Raw genomic sequence first — 17,311 nt, 5'->3', positions numbered from 1 at the left:
CTGTTGATGAGACCTATGATATGTCTATACAAAGGGCACGGCAACCACCGAGATCTACACGCGTAAGATCGTCGGCAGCGTCAGATGTGTATAAGAGACAGGAGTAGTGAAAATTAAAGCACAAAAATATCCAAGAAAATGCCAGTCAATTTCTTAACTGACTGGCATTACCCTGAATGGGTGCTTTTTTATGATGTTTGCTCAAAAAAATGTCCAAACTACCAGGTACGTGGATCCCAAAGTTTAAAAGGTGCTTTTAGCTGTACATCCAATGATGGATCATAAGCAGTCGGTTCAATTTTTTGGGCTTTTTTACGAATCTGGCCAGTTTCCTGATCTTGTGCCACGAAGTTAAAACTGTCTGATTTTAGCTGAGTAAAAGCAATTTCATTCAGACCAACTTTTTCCGGCATCAGCATGAGTGGCCCTGAAACACTCCGGCGTGTACTGATATTCTCTTCATCATATTTAATAAAATAAGACTGTCCCGCTTCGACAGTAAAATCCAGATATTTAGGTTTCTGGAAATGCAGCGCGCCTAGTGGTCGACTGGTACTCAAACGATAGGTCCCTGCAGGCACTTCAATCCAGTAATAATGGTTGTGCAATAAGCTTGGAATATGTTCTTGATTGATAAACAGGCTGGCAGCGACAATTTCCTGACGATTCCATTTAGAATCGGGCCGGTATAAATACACGATGGCGGCTTCATCATGCTGCGGTTTCACCGTCTGAAACTGGTTGCCCTGCTTTTGATTGACCCAACCGCCAATGGTGAACATGCCGATACGATGCTGCTCGACAAAGCCCGGTTTTTTTTCAAGATCGATATTTTTTAAAGTGCTGAGTGGCTGTGTAGGCTCAACGACGGCTTTCTTACCATGACACCCCAGCAATGCCAAACTGCTGATGAGTACAATTGCGACTCCACGCATGCTTATCCCTCACTGCGTCTTTATTCTTTTGTATGCAAGTGCTTTGCGATTTGTTTTTTATAAGTTTTAGGCATCCACGCCTAGTGAATCAGATTAACACCGAGCTTTATTTTTGGAAATAAAAAACGTGCGAAAACACGGAGTTTTCGCACGTTTCGGACGAATAGCAATTAAGCGGATTTGCTATTCACGACCTTTAAATCTATTTTTGTCGCAGTCTCTTGCTGATCATGTGGCTGACGCTCGGCACGGTATTCCGGCTCTGCTTCACCTTTAATCACGGCTTCATTGATGACGACAGTGCCGACATCGCTACGGCTTGGCAAGTCATACATGGTTTCCAGCAATGAATTTTCTAGGATCGAACGTAGACCACGTGCACCTGTATTACGCTCAACTGCTTTCTTAGCCACTGCACGTAATGCCGATTCTTCAAAAACCAGATCCACATCTTCCATATCAAACAGATGTTGATACTGACGGGTTAACGCATTCTTCGGCTCAGTCAGAATCTGCATCAATGCTTCTTCATCCAACTCGTCCAAAGTGGCAATTACTGGCAAACGACCAATAAATTCTGGAATCAAACCAAATTTTACCAGGTCAGTTGCTTCAACTTGACGGAACAAGTCAGACAGCTTCTTGGTTTCATCTTTTTTACGCACTTCTGCAGTAAAGCCGATGCCACCTTTTTCCTGACGCTGCTGCACAATTTTCTCAAGTCCAGAGAATGCACCACCACAGATAAACAGAATGTTGGATGTATCAATCTGAATGAATTCTTGCTGCGGATGCTTACGGCCACCTTGGGGCGGAATCGAAGCAACCGTACCTTCGATCATTTTCAATAAAGCCTGCTGTACGCCTTCACCCGATACATCACGCGTAATCGATGGATTTTCAGACTTGCGGGTAATCTTGTCGATCTCGTCGATATAGATAATGCCCTTCTGTGCTTTCTCGACATCATAATCGGCTTTTTGCAAAAGCTTCTGTACAATGTTTTCTACATCTTCACCCACATAACCTGCTTCGGTCAGTGTGGTTGCATCTGCCATGGCAAAGGGTACATCAAGAAGGCGCGCCAGCGTTTGTGCCAACAAGGTTTTGCCTGAGCCCGTCGGGCCGACCAGCATAATATTACTTTTTGAAAGCTCAACTGAATCGTCAGCTTTTTTGCCATTATTCTGCACTTTCAGGCGCTTGTAATGGTTATACACTGCAACCGACAAGGTCTTTTTTGCGATATCCTGACCAATGACATATTGATCCAAGGCCGCACGGATTTCCTGTGGTTTCGGCAAAGGACGATTGGCCCAGTCATTGGTTTCCACCTGTTGACTGGTTTGAACCAAATCTAAGCATACGTCCACACATTCGTTACAAATGTATGCGTCCTCGCCTGCAATCAGCTTCCCGACTTCAGACTGCGTTTTACCGCAAAATGAACAATGCTTTTGTCCTTGAGGATGTTCGGACATATTTACTCCACTATCTGAATCTTTAAAACTTATGGACGTTTAGTTAAAACTTCGTCCACAAGACCGTATTCTTTCGCTTGCTGAGCAGTCATAAAGTTATCACGGTCTGTATCGCGTGCTACTTTCTCGTATTCCTGACCGCTGTGTTCAGCCATTAAACGATTTAAACGTTCTTTAATAAATAGAATTTCACGGGCATGAATTTCAATATCCGAAGCCTGACCACGGAAACCACCGAGTGGCTGATGAATCATAACACGGGCATTTTCTAAGCAGTAACGCTTACCTTTAGTTCCGGCATTGAGCAGGAAGGCACCCATAGATGCTGCCTGCCCCATACAATAGGTCACCACGTCAGGTTTGATAAACTGCATGGTGTCATAAATTGCCATACCTGCAGTCACTGAACCACCTGGCGAGTTGATATATAAATGAATATCTTTATCTGGATTTTCAGCCTCTAAAAACAACATTTGCGCAACGATAAGGTTCGCCATATTGTCTTCAACTTCGCCCGTCATAAAAATTACACGTTCACGCAAAAGGCGTGAATAAATATCAAAAGAACGCTCACCACGAGAGGATTGTTCTACCACCATTGGCACTAAAGCGTTTTCAATCGTTGGAACATACATACGTTTATTTATTCCTAAATTTTTTGTGACCTAACCCATAATCACAATATGAGGGATAATCACTGAAATTGCAAAAAATTCGCCAATAAATCCATCATATTTTTTGCATTAGTTTTGTGAAAAGCAGAAATACTTTTTTAGACCTGAATATGAAAAAAAGGCGCATTGAGCGCCTTTTTTATTGAAAGCTAGAATTAAGCTTGTTGACGAGCTTGCTGCTCTTTCAATAAGTCTTCATAGCTTACAGTCGCATCAGTTACTTTAGCAGAAGCCAAAATGTAATCAACAACTTGGTCTTCTAGTACAACTGCTTCGATTTGGGCACGTTGTTGCGCATCGTTTTTGAAGTATTCAATTACTTCGTTTGGATCTTCATAAGAAGAAGCCATGTCTTCGATGTACGCTTCAACGCGTGCAGCATCTACTTCGATTTTCGCATCAGCTAAAACACGGCTTACAAGTACGCCAAGTTTTACAGATTTTTCAGCTTGTTCTTTGAACAATTCGTCTGGAAGCATGCTTGAATCAAATGCTTTCGCACCTTGAGCACCAAACTGCTGTGTGAACTGCTGGATCATTTGTTGACGTTGACGGTCAATTTCTTGAGCAAGCATAGTAGCTGGAAGTTCAACTTCGTTTGCAGCAACTAATGCATCGAAAGTCGCGCCTTTAACCTGGTTGCGAAGGCCATTCTTCACTTCACGTTCCATGTTTTTACGAACGTCAGCTTTTAACTTCTCAACGCCTTCTTCTTCAGATACACCGAAGATTTTCAGGAATTCAGCATCGATTTCTGGAAGTTTTTGTTTTTCAACAAGCTTCACAGTGATTTTGAATTGAGCTTGTTTACCAGCAAGGTTTTCAGCTTGGTAGTCTTCAGGGAAAGTTACATCAATCACTTTCTCTTCGCCTTTCTTCATACCAACGATACCGTCTTCGAAGCCAGGGATCATACGACCAGAACCTAGAACAAGTTTGAAGTCTTCCGCAGAACCACCTTCAAATTTTTCGCCGTCGATTGAACCTTCGAAATCAAAAGTTACTTGCATGTCTTTTTTAGCCATGCCTTTTGTTTCAGCCCAAGCAGCACGTTGTTTTTGAAGATTTTCAATCATCTTCTCAACATCTTTGTCATTTACTTCAGCTGCTTTACGCTCAACTTCCAAGCCGTCGAATTTCACTTCGATTTCTGGATAAACTTCAACAGTCGCTGTATATACCAGCGCGTCGTCTTTCATTTCAGTTTTTTCGATGTTTGGCATGCCCACAGCATTGATTTTTTCTTGCTGGATCGCTTCGAAAACTGTGTCACGAATAATATCGTTTACTACTTCTTGGTAGATACCCGCGCCGTATTCACGACGAACTACGTTTACAGGCACTTTACCTGGACGGAAGCCGTTGATCTTCGCAGTTTTAGCAGTGCGTTTTAAACGAGCTTCAAATTGCTCATTAATACGGCTCGTCGGTACAGAAACATTTAAACGACGGGCAACGCCCGAAACCGCTTCAGAAGTTACTTGCATGGCTTCCTCTATATATTAGGTTATAACAGGTTTATAAAAATGTGCCACATTATATGACAACATTTAAGGATATACAAAAAATACGCGCGAGTTCCAGTTTTTAAGCCCTTTTTTTATTTGAATTGCCATCTTTCCAGATGCCCAGTCAACCCAATTTAAATGGAGAAAATGTATATTTTTATTGCAAATGATAAACACTATCATTAATATCTAGTTTCTTATTTGAGCAACAATACTAATTTATTCTTCGGTTCGGGAATTTGGTCATGCATAGTTTTAGTCTTCGTCCACTTACATTGGCAATTCTTGGGGTTACAGCAACATCTGCTTTCGCAGAGACTGTGAACGAGACAGCGACTCCTACAACAACACATCAAATGTCTACGATTGTGGTTTCAGCGGCGGGTTTTGAACAAGATATTAAAAATGCGCCTGCTTCTATTAGTGTAGTAACTGCAGAAGACTTAAAGAAAAAAGGTGTTACCAATATTGCAGATGCGCTCAGTGAAGTACCGGGTGTCGACGTACGAAATGGCCAAGGCAAAACTGGTGGTTTAAATATCCAAATGCGTGGTCTGAATCAATCTTACACGCTTATTTTGATCGATGGTCAGCGTCAGAATACTTCTGGTTCAGTTGGTCCAAATGGTTTTGGTGAATTTAGTACAAGCTTTATGCCACCATTAGCTTCTATTGAACGTATTGAAGTCATTCGTGGTCCTATGTCTACCCTTTATGGTTCTGATGCCATGGGCGGTATCATTAACATTATTACCAAGAAAGTTGCATCAGAATGGAATGGTAACGTTTCTGTTGAACAGAATATTCAAGAAAATTCTGATATTGGTAATAACTGGAAAACCAGTGCAGTTGTTAATGGTCCAGTGATTCAAGATAAACTTGGTATACAAGTACGTGGCGAGTTTTTCCACCGCGATCAATCAGATCGACTTGTTACACCCGCAAAAACTATTGATGAAGGTAGCCAAGGTCGTGACCCACGTACAGTAGAAGCAAATAATTATGCTGTGGGTACAAAACTTACGCTAAATGTAAATGATAACGTCTCTACTTGGGTAGACTTTGATCATGCTAAACAACGTTTTGATAATAGTGATGCCCGTTTAGGTGAACTTTACGAATTCAACCGTACGACAGGTTTACCATCAGGGATTGGTTCATATAAAGACGAGATCAAATTCTTAAGAGATCGTATTTCTGCAGGTGTAGATGCTGAGCTTAGCTTAGGTCAATGGAAAACATTTGCAAGCTATGTTTCTTCTGAACAAGAAGGCCGCCGTCTTCCAAAAGGAAATGTACCTGAATACAATTATTATTCAGATGGTACACAAGATCGTATTTTAGAAAATAAAGACCTAACCGTTGATTCTCGTATTATTTCAACACTTGGCAACCATAAACTTACGGCTGGTGTTGAATATAAAGATGGTGAAACCATCGATAACTCAGCAGGTAATGGAGTTTCTTTTGAACAGGATTCTTGGTCTGTGTTCGCTGAGGATGAATGGAATCTAACGGATTCTCTTGCATTCACTTTCGGTGGTCGCTACGAAGACCATAGTGCTTTTGGTGGTCACTTTACACCTCGCGCATATTTAGTTTGGAACACCAATGATCAGTTGATTTTAAAAGGTGGTGTAAGTACTGGCTATAAAGTTCCAACAGCGAATGACCTTCATAATGGAATTAATGGTTTTAGCTCACAAGGCCGAAACGTGACTTTGGGCAACCCAGATCTTAAGCCTGAAGAAACCACAAACTATGAACTTGGTTTCGTTTACGACAACTTATCTAATTTCTCTTTAACTACCACTGCGTTCTTTACTCAGTTTAAAGATATTATTATCAGTGATGCACGCGTCGTTGAAAACTGTTTATGGGCAGGTCGCCCAACAGGACAAGCACCTGCAAACAACTGCATGACTGTAGGCAGTTTTGATAATCAGCAAAACTTTAGTTTTAAAGGCAATGCAGGTGAAGCTGAAAGCTACGGTGTTGAACTTAGTGCTAAATACGAAATTTCTCCAAGCTTTGATGTAAAAGCAAACTATACTTGGTTAGAGTCTGAAATTACCGAAGGTGAAAATAAAGGTAATCCTATTGAAAATACACCTCGTCATGCTTTGAACTTCACAGGAACTTGGTATGTGAATGATAAGTTCACTACATGGTTAGAAGCTGAATATAAATCTGACCGGGTACGCTTTACAGATCCTGATTTAAGCGATGTCAATATAAGTCGTGAAATTGATGCTGTCGGCAATAAGTTAAAAGCCTATGAGCTATTTAATTTAGGTGCATCTTATAAAGTCAACAATCAAGTTACTGTTTCAGGTCGTGTGAATAACTTATTGAACAAACACTTTGGCGACTATAAGTCATTTATTAATAGTGATAACGAAGTTGAAAATGCTTTCCTATATACTAAAACGACGAGTGGTTTAGCGGGTACTTATATTCCAGACCGTAACTACTGGTTATCTGTTTCATATGACTTCTAATATTTAAGTGAAAGTTATTTAAAACCCTGCCCTGGCAGGGTTTTTTATTATCGCTAAATTAGTGCTCCATGAAAAATCCATAATTTATGCCCCTCTATAGACATCATTATTCTCAATAAAAATTTAATAATCAGATTGATTTATCAATATTTATTAAAAACATAAACTTAACTATTTATTGTTATAATATTACATTTATAAACTCATTTAATATTTTCTTAAAGATCATGAATTCCCATGATAAAAAGATAAAAATAAAAACAAGAATCATTATTATTCGCATACATTTTTAGCATTCATTTATTAGGTTTAACATGACCTTCATTAAAACACGTAAAAAAATCGTTTCCTCTGCAATTGTTTCATCTTTATCAATGGTAGCTGGATCTGCGATGGCAGAAGAACAGGTGATCCAGTTAGAGACTATTCATCAAGAGGTCAAAGCTGAACAAGCACCTAGCTTAAAAGTAGATCAATCTGCGAATAGCAAATTTGTTGCGCCTTTACTCAACACCCCCAAGTCAGTTTCAGTGATTTCAAAACAGCTGATTGCAGATACACAAGTGACGACTTTAGCTGATGCACTACGTACAGTTCCGGGGATTACCTTGGGCGCAGGTGAAGGTGGTAACCCAAACGGTGACCGTCCATTTATTCGCGGTTATAACTCTGAAAGTTCCATGTATGTGGACGGTGTTCGTAATTCCACTTCACAAAACCGTGAAATGTTTGCGGTAGAACAAGTTGAAGTGACCAAAGGTTCTGCTTCTGCCATGGGCGGTGCAGGCACCACTGGCGGTAGCATTAACATGATTTCTAAAGTCGCTAAAGCGGGCAATTTTCTAGAAGGTTCGGTCGCTGGCGGCACAGATAATTATCAACGTATTACTTTAGATGGCAACAAAGATTTTGGTAATGGTATTGCTGCACGTGTTGCAGTCATGGGGCATCAAAATGAAAAAGCAGGCCAGAAAGACGGTGCAGAATATAAACGTGCCGGGATTGCACCGAGTATTAGCTTTGGTCTGGACACCCCTACTCGCGCGACTCTCAGTTATTACTACTTAAAATCGGACGATACGCCTGACTCAGGTATCCCGTATAACAACCCATTTGCTGCTCCAAGAACTGCAACAGCAACTGACTATCGTCCATTAAATGGAAATGGCAAGCCAATTGACGTTAAACAAGGTCAATATTACGGCTGGAAAGATCGTGATTTCCAAAAACAAGAAAATCAGATCGGAACCATCAAATTAGAACATGACTTAACTGACAATCTAACCATTAGCAATACTGCTGTGTATGGCAACTCTAAGAATGATTACCTTTGGACCAATCCAGATGACTCTCAGGGTAACTTTTACAACAAAGCAGGTTTTACAAGTGAATTAACAGGAAATGTTTGGGCACGTGCCAACTCACGTGTAGCAGATACTGATGCTTTTACCGACCAACTTGCTTTAACCGGTAAATTTAATACCGGTATGCTTAAACATAGTTTTAATCTAGGTGCCGAATATTCAGACCAAGAAACTGACCGTACCCAGTATATTATTAATAATGAGAATACTACGGGTAGTAAATATCAAACTTGCGCACCTGAAGATTCAATTAGCTCAGGCTGGTGTACTTCTGTACAGAACCCTAACCGTGCTCCATGGACAGGTACATTAAGTACCAATGGTGCTGACCGTTACAATATCGACAGCAAATCAAAGTCTGTTTATTTCCTGGATAATATTGAATTCACCCCTCAGTGGCTTTTAGATTTGGGCGTTCGTTGGGATGACTACTCAACTGAGCAAACCATGACTTATGGTGCACGAAATAATGCAGTTACTGGTGCAAACAATACACCGATTACAGCAAGTGCTGGCGATCAAGTGACGATTAAAAATGATAAAGATTTCATCAACTATCAAGCCGGTCTTACTTTTAAACCAGTTGAAAATGGCAGTATCTATGCAAGTTATGCGACTTCGTCTAATCCAGTCGGTGTAGATGGTGGCGATGGTTCTGAAGGGATTACAGCTGCAATTAACAACCTAAAGCCTGAAGAAGTCCGCACCATGGAGTTAGGGACTAAATGGGATGTACTCAATGACAAACTTAATCTGACTGCAGCTATTTTCCGTACAGAAAAAACCAATACTCGTGCGACCGGAGATGATGGCACCACAAGTAATATTGGTGAAACTCGTGTCGATGGTATTGAGCTAGGCGTAAACGGTAATATCACGGATAAATGGGCAGTTTCTGCTGGTTATACTTATTTAGACAGTGAGTTAGTTGATGGTGGTTATGAAAATATTGGCACTACAGCAGCTCCAATCTACATTTCCAATAGAAGTAATGGTAATCAGGTTCAAAACGTCGCGAAAAACAGTGCAACCCTTTGGACTACTTATGCAGTAACTCCTGCTTTAACCCTAGGTGCTGGTGCCGTCGCAATGGACAAAGTCTATGGTAATGCTACTAATACCAAGTTTGTACCGGGCTATGTTCGCTATGATGCCATGGCGCGTTATAACGTGAATGAAAATGTTGATTTGCAATTAAACGTCAACAACCTGTCTGATGAACGCTACTTCACAAAAGCCTATTCATCTCATTATGCGACCGAAGCAGAAGGCCGTAGTGCAGTGTTAGCAGTCAACTTTAAATATTAATTCAATGCAACCGCATAGCCTCCTGATGGGGGCTATGTTATTTTTAAAAGACGATTATTCAGGGGTTTCTCGTGCTGCATCATATTCCAAATGTACTGAGCAAAGAACAGGTGCAATATTTCCGTGAGGAGATGAATAAGATTGAGTGGGTTAATGGCAAGGTCACTGCTGGCACACTCTCTGCCACCGTGAAACAGAATCAGCAATTACCTGAAGATCATCCGCTCACTAATCATCTCAGCAATATTATTTTAGAATCTCTAGGACAACATCCACTATTTTTATCAGCAGCGATTCCACTGGATATTATTCCCCCGCTTTTTAACCGCTATGAAAATAATGAAGCCTTTGGTTTTCATGTCGATAATTCGATTCGTCGTATTCGCGGCAGCAATGAACGCCTCAGAACGGATTTATCCTGTACGGTTTTTTTAAGTGAGCCGGAAGAATATGTCGGTGGTGAACTGGTGGTCGAAGACACTTACGGTTATCACGAAGTAAAATTGCCTGCCGGCGATATGATTCTGTATCCGTCGACCAGCCTGCATGAAGTCACGCCCATCACTTCCGGTTGTCGAATTGCTTCATTTTTTTGGGTACAAAGCATGATCCGTGATGATGCAGAGCGGCATATGCTGTTTAACCTGGATCAGAGTATTCAAAACCTGAGAATGCAGCTGGGTGATCAGCATGCAGAAGTTATGAAACTGACCAATCTGTATCATAATTTAATGCGTAAATGGGCTGAACTTTAAAAGATGCCCTGACGTCAATGATCTTTGAAAATCATTGGATTTATTTTTTATTAAAATATACTGCCTTATGGCACTATTGAACGTAATAAATAACGCATTATGTCCAAATTGAGAAAATATAAAATACGATATTTAAAATAAGTGAAAATATTTTTCACCACTTAAACTTTATAAGAAAATCTTTATTACCATACGACTAAAATCCATAAAAATAGCAAAAACTTTTCGGGATAAGTGGATTAAACTTTAAATTATAAGTAAGGCATTTAGTACATTTGGTGAAGCTAAACCACCAATATTTAGACCATATTTCAGGTTTGAACCAGACTGTCACTAAAACCCAATGAATAGACAAAATCTATGCCGCTGACCCACGCACCGCTTTAACCAAGATTACGGTACCCAAGTTAGCATAAGGAGCTCTCTCATGATGTTGGCTGATCCAAGTAAAAAATACCGTCGCATGTATCAACGTGTGGATTTACCAGACCGTCAATGGCCGAACAATGAAATCAACAAAGCGCCAATCTGGATGAGTACCGACCTGCGTGACGGTAACCAAGCGATCTTTGAGCCAATGAACATGGAGCAGAAATTCAAGATGTTCCAGATGTTGGTGAAAATCGGTTTCAAACATATTGAAATCGGCTTCCCGTCAGCATCTCAAATTGACTTCGATTTCACCCGTAAATTGATTGAAGAAGGTCATATTCCAGATGACGTTTATATCGAGGTCTTGGTTCAGGCACGTGATCACTTGATTCAACGTACCTTTGAATCTTTACAAGGTGCGAAACGTGCCATTGTACATATCTATAACTCTAACTCGCCGACATTCCGCAATAAAGTCTTGAATGTTGATGTTGAGGGTGCAAAACAGTTAGCCATTAATGCTGCACAAAAAGTGAAAGAATATGCCGCAAAACAGCCGGAAACTGAATTCGTATTTCAGTACAGCCCGGAATGTTTTACTGCAACCGAATTAGAAGTCGCGAAAGATGTCTGCGATGCCGTCACTGAAATCTGGGAAGCATCTCCAGAGAATAAAGTGATCTTAAACTTACCTGCAACGGTAGAAGTTTCAGGTCCACACATCTATGCCGATCAAATCGAATGGATGCACCGCAACATCCAGCGTCGTGATGGCGTGATCATTTCAGTTCACTGCCACAACGACCGCGGCTGTGGTATTGCCGCTTCAGAATTGGCAATTATGGCTGGTGCTGACCGGGTCGAAGGTTGTGTATTTGGTAATGGCGAACGTACCGGTAACGTCGACGTGGCTGCGATTGCCTTGAACATGTATACCCAAGGCGTGGCACCGAATTTAGATTTCTCCAACATCAATGAAATCATTGCGACTGTGGAAGAATGTACCGGTTTACCTGTGCACCCGCGTCATCCATATGCCGGTGATTTGGTGTTTACTGCATTCTCGGGTTCGCATCAGGATGCCATCAAAAAAGGTTTCGAGTTCCAGAAAAACGAAGAAATCTGGGATATGCCGTACTTGCCAATCGACCCGAAAGATTTGGGCCGTGACTATGACGCCGTGATCCGTGTCAATTCACAGTCAGGTAAAGGTGGTATTGCTTACTTGTTAGAATCGAACTATAACGTGATCTTGCCGCGTCGTTTACAGATTGAATTCTCTCAGATCGTACAAAAACGTACCGATGAGCAAGGCACTGAAATCAGTGCGACTGAAATCTGGAAGTTATTCAAAGAAACTTATGTGGATGCTAAAAACGTTCACTATTCTGCGAAAAACTACAAATTGTCAGATGATAATGGCAATCAGGTGATTGAGCTTGATCTTGAAATTGATGGCCAGTCACGTCGTGTTCGCGGTGAAGGCAATGGTCCAATTTCTGCGATTTTGGATGCACTTCATTTGCCGATTGACGTGGTGAACTATGAAGAGCGCAGCATCAGTTCAGGTGCTCATGCCAAAGCCTTGGCCTTGATCGAACTTCAAGTGAAAGGTACTGGTAAATCTGCCTTTGGTGCCGGGGTACATGACAACATCGTGACCTCTTCCATCGAAGCAATTATTGCCTCGACCAACCGTCTGATTGATCAGGGTGTTTTAAGCACTGATCAGGTGATTGCTGCTGCGGTCTAAACGGCTGTATTAGAATTAGCAATAATTCATAGCACTAAAATGACTTTAGAAGGATACCGGCAAATGGTATCCTTTTATTATTCATACTAAAGATTTAAGGCGAATCCTCCCCGTGTCTTTTCCAGCTGACTCAGTGGGCATTGTTGTCCCACAAAAGTTCCAATTTGAAGAGCCGTTAGAGCTTGAATGCGGTCGCATCCTCCCACGTTTTGAACTGATGGTTGAAACTTATGGCGAACTCAATGCCGATAAGTCCAATGCCATTCTGATTTGTCATGCCCTTTCCGGTCATCACCATGCCGCAGGCTATCATCATGCAGATGATAAAAAAGCCGGCTGGTGGGATTCATGTATTGGCCCCGGCAAAGCCATTGATACTTCAAAATTCTTTGTGGTTTCACTGAATAATATTGGTGGCTGTAGCGGTTCTACCGGCCCGATCTCGCCAAACCCTGAAAATGATAACCGTCCTTATGGCCCTGATTTTCCACTGGTTACGGTCCGCGACTGGGTCAAAACCCAGGCCCTGCTCTCTGATCGTTTAGGGATTGATACCTGGGATGCCATCATTGGCGGTTCACTGGGTGGTATGCAGGCATTGCAATGGTCAGTGGATTATCCAAACCGTTTAAGAAAATGCGTGATTATTGCCAGCGCTCCAAAGCTTTCTGCACAGAATATTGCCTTTAACGAAGTGGCACGTCAGTCGATTTTGTCAGACCCGGATTTCCATAATGGTCGTTATCTGGAAAATGACAGCTATCCAAAACGTGGTCTGATTCTGGCGCGTATGGTCGGTCATATTACTTACCTGTCCGAAGAAGCCATGAAACAGAAATTTGGCCGCGATTTGAAATCAGGCAAATTTATGTATGGTTTCGATGTCGAATTCCAGGTCGAAAGCTATCTGCGTTATCAGGGTGAGCAGTTCAGCCGTAACTTCGATGCCAATACCTATCTGATCATGACCAAAGCGCTGGATTACTTTGATCCGTCGCGTGAATATGAACAGTCGCTCAAAAAAGCCATGGCCAATACCCAGTGCAAATTCCTGGTGGTGTCATTCACGACTGACTGGCGTTTTACTCCTGCCCGCTCACAGGAAATCGTGGATGCTTTAATTAGCAACCATAAACCTGTGAGCTATCTGGATATTGATGCCGAACAGGGTCATGACTCTTTCCTGTTCCCTATTCCGCTCTATGTAAAATCTTTGCGTGCATTCCTGGGTGGTGAAGAACACCTGAAAGCAACACCAAAGGAGGCCGTATAATGCGTATCGATCAACAACTCGCTGAAAAGTGGATCAAGCCCGGTTCTAGCGTACTCGACCTCGGGTGTGGCGACGGTGAACTGCTGGCACAAATGAGTAAAAAGCACGATATTCGTGCATACGGATTAGAAATTGATCAGGAAAAGATTGCAATTGCGGTCAGTCGCGGGTTAAATATCATCCAGCAGGACTTAAACCTCGGTTTAAGCCGTTTTGCCGACCAGTCTTTTGACAATGTGGTCATGGCACAAGCTTTGCAAGCTGTAGATGCACCTGACGTATTGTTACGTGATATGGTGCGTGTGGGGAAACAGGCCATTATTACCTTCCCGAACTTTGCGCATTGGAAGACCCGTTCTTTCTTGGCAATCAAAGGGAGAATGCCGGTTTCTGAAGCCTTGCCGTATATGTGGTATAACACCCCGAATATCCACTTATGTACATTTCGTGATTTTGAAGCACTTTGTGCGGAAAATAACATCAAAATTATTAATCGACTCGCTGTGAACGGGAATCAAGAAGATAGTTTGCTGAGCAAGCATCTCCCTAATCTATTTGGTGAAGTCGCAATTTATCGAGTGAGCGCGCTATGAAAAAATTATTATTAAGTACGACGCTACTGGCTGGACTTTTTGGCATGCAAGCCCATGCAGATTATGTTGCACCGAGTCCTTCTGTTGCCAGTCAAGCGGCTCAGTATTCCATCATGGATATCAATAGTCTGACCAAAGCGGCGAAAGCCGGTCAGGCGGGTGCACAGTTTTATCTGGCCACCAAATACCAGTATGGTAAAGATATACAGAAAGATGAACGACAGGCCTTTGCCTGGTATAAAGCTGCTGCGGATCAAGGTCTGGCAGTTGCTCAGCTAAATGTCGGCCGTATGCTAGCCGATGGCATTGGTACCAGAAAAGATGAAGCGCTGGCGCGTCAGTATTTTGAAAAAGCGGCCAGCCGTGGCGATAACCGTGCCAGCTTTAACCTGGCAATGATGGAAGAGAAAAAGAAAAACTACATGGGCGCGTACCAGTGGTATGAACTGTCTACCCGTGATGGCATGCTCGACAATAAGGTAATTACGCTATCGGAAGGCAGAAAAACTGCCTTAGCGGCCAACCTGACCCAAGAGCAGATCCGTCAGGCGCGTGATCGTGCCGACAGATGGATTCAGGCACAATAAGCTGAATGGTATAAATAGCACCTTCGGGTGCTTTTTTATTGCCGCATATTCTTCATCCGTTGCTAAAATAGCACCCATTCTTTATCTAATAATGAGTTTTTGACATGGCTGCAACTGACTGGTTATCCCAAGGCACACTGGTATTGGCAAGTAATAACAAAGGTAAAATTGCCGAGTTTGAAAAACTGTTTGCCGAGCTACAACTGCCTGTTGAAGTCGTGGCCCAGGGCAAGTTGAATATCGAAGATGCGATCGAAGATGGTCTAAGCTTTGTAGAAAATGCGATTATTAAGGCTCGCCATGCTTCTAAAATTTCCGGAAAACCTGCTATTGCAGATGATTCAGGCATTTGTGTACACGCACTGGGCGGTGCCCCAGGCATCTATTCTGCACGTTATGCCGGCGAGCATGGCAACGATGCCGCCAATAATGAAAAGCTTTTGACTGATCTCAAACCGCTTCGTCAAGATGGTGAAGCGATTGAAGGGATGTTTGTTTGCGTACTGGCGCTGGTCCAACATGCTGAAGATCCATTACCGCAAATTTTCCAGGGCATCTGGAAAGGCGAGATTCTAGAGGCAGCTCGTGGTGAAAATGGTTTTGGCTATGACCCGTTGTTCTGGTTACCGGAACTGGGGATTTCCAGTGCAGAAATGAGCAAGGAAGAAAAGAATAAAATCAGTCATCGTGGTCAGGCGATGCAGCTGTTTAAGAAGAGTTTGGAGAAGTAAGTTTCTCCTCTCATTACCCCCTCTCCCTTTGGGAGAGGGCTGGGGTGAGGGATTTTTAAAATACACCTCTCCCCTTGCGAAACAGCGTTTCTCATCTCCTAAAAGAAGAGGGAAAATCATCCTTCTAAAGCTTTTACATCCTCTCTAACTCTCTCCCTAGGGGTAAGAGGACCTTTTTATGTTTTTTATAATCCTGGCATCAACGCATGCACCACTGCCCCATATAAAGCAATCAAGATCGCGCTGGCCAAAGTCCCCGAAGCAATATATTTGGCGGAATGGCCCGTTCCCTGATAATGGGTTTCCAGTGCCACAATATTGGCTGCAGGCGGCAATAAAAAGAACATCAGCATTACCGCATAAGTCAGCATCTGCTGCGGAATAGGTAAATAATAATAGGCGACAACACACAGCAAAACCGCAAACAGTCCTCTATAAAAAATCAGTTGCAGACTGCGCATTAAATCGAAGCGGCTGATCCGCACATTGCTCAGCCACATTCCCAGCACACACATGCCGCTAAAAGTGACCAGTACTTTATTGGCCTGATACAGTATCTCTATCCAAGCGACTTGCTGCCACTGACTCAAATCCCAAAATGACAATAAGGCTGCCACTGACAGTGCCACCACTGGTGGTGAGAGCAGTACATTTTTTAAAATATAGCTGCTATCTTGTCTGGCTTCACTGACTGCCATCACCGCACAGACATTGCCAAACAAAGAACCACCGATGTACAGCGCCACCACAGTACTGGTCGCTTGCGGGCCAAAAACTGCCAGTGCAAAAGGAATTCCCAGCCATGCCCCATTTAAATAGCTCAGGCATAAGGCACGCAGTTTATTTTTCAGGGTGAAATAAAACAAGGCAAAGAACACACAGGAACAGAAAAAGCTAAAGGCAATTAACCACAAACTGCCCTCTTGGTAAAATACCATATTGTAGATAATGAGTACCGGAATCAGGATCTGTGCCAGTAAAGCAGCCAAAAAAGGTCGAATCGGTTTTAAAAATTGCACCCCCCAATAACCGATCAGAAAAGACAGGAGGGGAAGAATCAAGGCCATGACAATGCTGCTGAGATTTCCATATCAGGCTGTATGCTAACACAGCATACTTTTCATTGAATTATGAAATTTTTTATATGAGTGATTCATTCCCCTGTTGCCGTGTCGGCAAACTGTCATCAAAGCGTCACCGCGCTGTCATACAAGCCTGCTGAGATAGGTGCATGAAATATAGAGGATAAAATAATGGCAGGATTATCAATTTGGCATGTGCTGATTTTCGCAATTGTGGTGATTTTATTGTTCGGTACATCGAAACTTAAAAATCTGGGTAAAGACGTCGGCGGCGCGATTAAAGACTTTAAAAAATCAGTAAAGGATGAAGAGGCTGAACAGGCCAAGCTTGCAGAGCCACGCACCATTGATGCCCAGGTCAAAACGCCTGAACATTCGGTTAAAAGTTAAGAGT

The 17,311-nt window shown here is 42.4% G+C and carries 14 protein-coding genes; 9 read left to right on the top strand and 5 right to left on the bottom strand.

Translation table 11 applies throughout. The features are described 5' to 3' along the window. Nucleotides 1-218: 218 nt before the first annotated feature. The 4 genes from BFN00_RS14860 to tig all read right to left on the bottom strand — a co-directional run bounded on the left by BFN00_RS14860 (nucleotide 219) and on the right by tig (nucleotide 4,577). The gene (locus BFN00_RS14860) at nucleotides 219-935 is read right to left on the bottom strand and encodes a DUF2846 domain-containing protein (RefSeq protein ID WP_004729543.1); all 717 of its coding nucleotides are present in this window, start codon (nucleotides 933-935) and stop codon (nucleotides 219-221) included. Between the two features lie 170 nt (nucleotides 936-1,105). Next, the gene (gene clpX, locus BFN00_RS14855; protein ID WP_071852267.1) at nucleotides 1,106-2,416 is read right to left on the bottom strand and encodes an ATP-dependent protease ATP-binding subunit ClpX; all 1,311 of its coding nucleotides are present in this window, start codon (nucleotides 2,414-2,416) and stop codon (nucleotides 1,106-1,108) included. A gap of 29 nt (nucleotides 2,417-2,445) precedes the next feature. Then, nucleotides 2,446-3,051 (bottom strand): ATP-dependent Clp endopeptidase proteolytic subunit ClpP, encoded by a 606-nt coding sequence (gene clpP, locus BFN00_RS14850; protein ID WP_005095582.1) that lies wholly within the window; start codon nucleotides 3,049-3,051, stop codon nucleotides 2,446-2,448. A gap of 194 nt (nucleotides 3,052-3,245) precedes the next feature. Further along, complete coding sequence (tig, locus tag BFN00_RS14845) at nucleotides 3,246-4,577, bottom strand: trigger factor (protein WP_071852266.1); 1,332 nt, start codon at nucleotides 4,575-4,577, stop codon at nucleotides 3,246-3,248. A gap of 266 nt (nucleotides 4,578-4,843) precedes the next feature. Between tig and BFN00_RS14840 the strand changes: the two genes are divergently transcribed. The 8 genes from BFN00_RS14840 to rdgB all read left to right on the top strand — a co-directional run bounded on the left by BFN00_RS14840 (nucleotide 4,844) and on the right by rdgB (nucleotide 15,835). Beyond that, on the top strand, nucleotides 4,844-7,099 hold the full coding sequence (locus tag BFN00_RS14840; protein ID WP_071852265.1) for a TonB-dependent receptor domain-containing protein: 2,256 nt from the start codon (nucleotides 4,844-4,846) through the stop codon (nucleotides 7,097-7,099). 314 nt (nucleotides 7,100-7,413) lie between these two features. After that, nucleotides 7,414-9,771: a TonB-dependent receptor gene (locus tag BFN00_RS14835; protein ID WP_071852264.1), complete on the top strand. Its 2,358-nt coding sequence runs from the start codon at nucleotides 7,414-7,416 to the stop codon at nucleotides 9,769-9,771. Between the two features lie 71 nt (nucleotides 9,772-9,842). Then, on the top strand, nucleotides 9,843-10,526 hold the full coding sequence (locus BFN00_RS14830; RefSeq protein ID WP_071852263.1) for a Fe2+-dependent dioxygenase: 684 nt from the start codon (nucleotides 9,843-9,845) through the stop codon (nucleotides 10,524-10,526). 427 nt (nucleotides 10,527-10,953) lie between these two features. Then, complete coding sequence (leuA, locus tag BFN00_RS14825) at nucleotides 10,954-12,651, top strand: 2-isopropylmalate synthase (RefSeq protein ID WP_071852262.1); 1,698 nt, start codon at nucleotides 10,954-10,956, stop codon at nucleotides 12,649-12,651. A 112-nt stretch (nucleotides 12,652-12,763) separates the two neighbouring features. Next, nucleotides 12,764-13,924: a homoserine O-succinyltransferase MetX gene (gene metX / locus BFN00_RS14820; protein WP_071852261.1), complete on the top strand. Its 1,161-nt coding sequence runs from the start codon at nucleotides 12,764-12,766 to the stop codon at nucleotides 13,922-13,924. Continuing rightward, nucleotides 13,924-14,517, top strand: coding sequence for a methionine biosynthesis protein MetW (gene metW / locus BFN00_RS14815; RefSeq protein ID WP_004278415.1), 594 nt, complete (start codon nucleotides 13,924-13,926; stop codon nucleotides 14,515-14,517). Before metX ends, metW begins: the two co-directional genes overlap by 1 nt. Further along, complete coding sequence (locus tag BFN00_RS14810) at nucleotides 14,514-15,104, top strand: tetratricopeptide repeat protein (protein ID WP_004647420.1); 591 nt, start codon at nucleotides 14,514-14,516, stop codon at nucleotides 15,102-15,104. The genes metW and BFN00_RS14810 overlap by 4 nt, the downstream gene beginning before the upstream one ends. Before the next feature lie 104 nt (nucleotides 15,105-15,208). Continuing rightward, entirely contained in the window at nucleotides 15,209-15,835 is a 627-nt protein-coding gene (rdgB, locus tag BFN00_RS14805) for an RdgB/HAM1 family non-canonical purine NTP pyrophosphatase (RefSeq protein ID WP_071852260.1), read from the top strand. Between the two features lie 185 nt (nucleotides 15,836-16,020). Here the strand turns inward: rdgB and BFN00_RS14800 are convergent, their stop codons facing one another. Beyond that, the gene (locus BFN00_RS14800) at nucleotides 16,021-16,902 is read right to left on the bottom strand and encodes an AEC family transporter (RefSeq protein WP_071852259.1); all 882 of its coding nucleotides are present in this window, start codon (nucleotides 16,900-16,902) and stop codon (nucleotides 16,021-16,023) included. Nucleotides 16,903-17,088: 186 nt separating this feature from the next. On the opposite strand from BFN00_RS14800, the gene tatA reads away from it, so the two are divergent. Then, nucleotides 17,089-17,307: a Sec-independent protein translocase subunit TatA gene (gene tatA / locus BFN00_RS14795; protein ID WP_004729524.1), complete on the top strand. Its 219-nt coding sequence runs from the start codon at nucleotides 17,089-17,091 to the stop codon at nucleotides 17,305-17,307. The last annotated feature ends 4 nt before the right edge of the window (nucleotides 17,308-17,311 follow it).

Source organism: Acinetobacter sp. AR2-3 (assembly GCF_001878775.1).
GTDB classification, from domain to species: domain Bacteria; phylum Pseudomonadota; class Gammaproteobacteria; order Pseudomonadales; family Moraxellaceae; genus Acinetobacter; species Acinetobacter lwoffii_D.
Note: the sequence above shows the minus strand (reverse complement) of the source record. Positions and strands in the feature narration are given on the sequence as shown.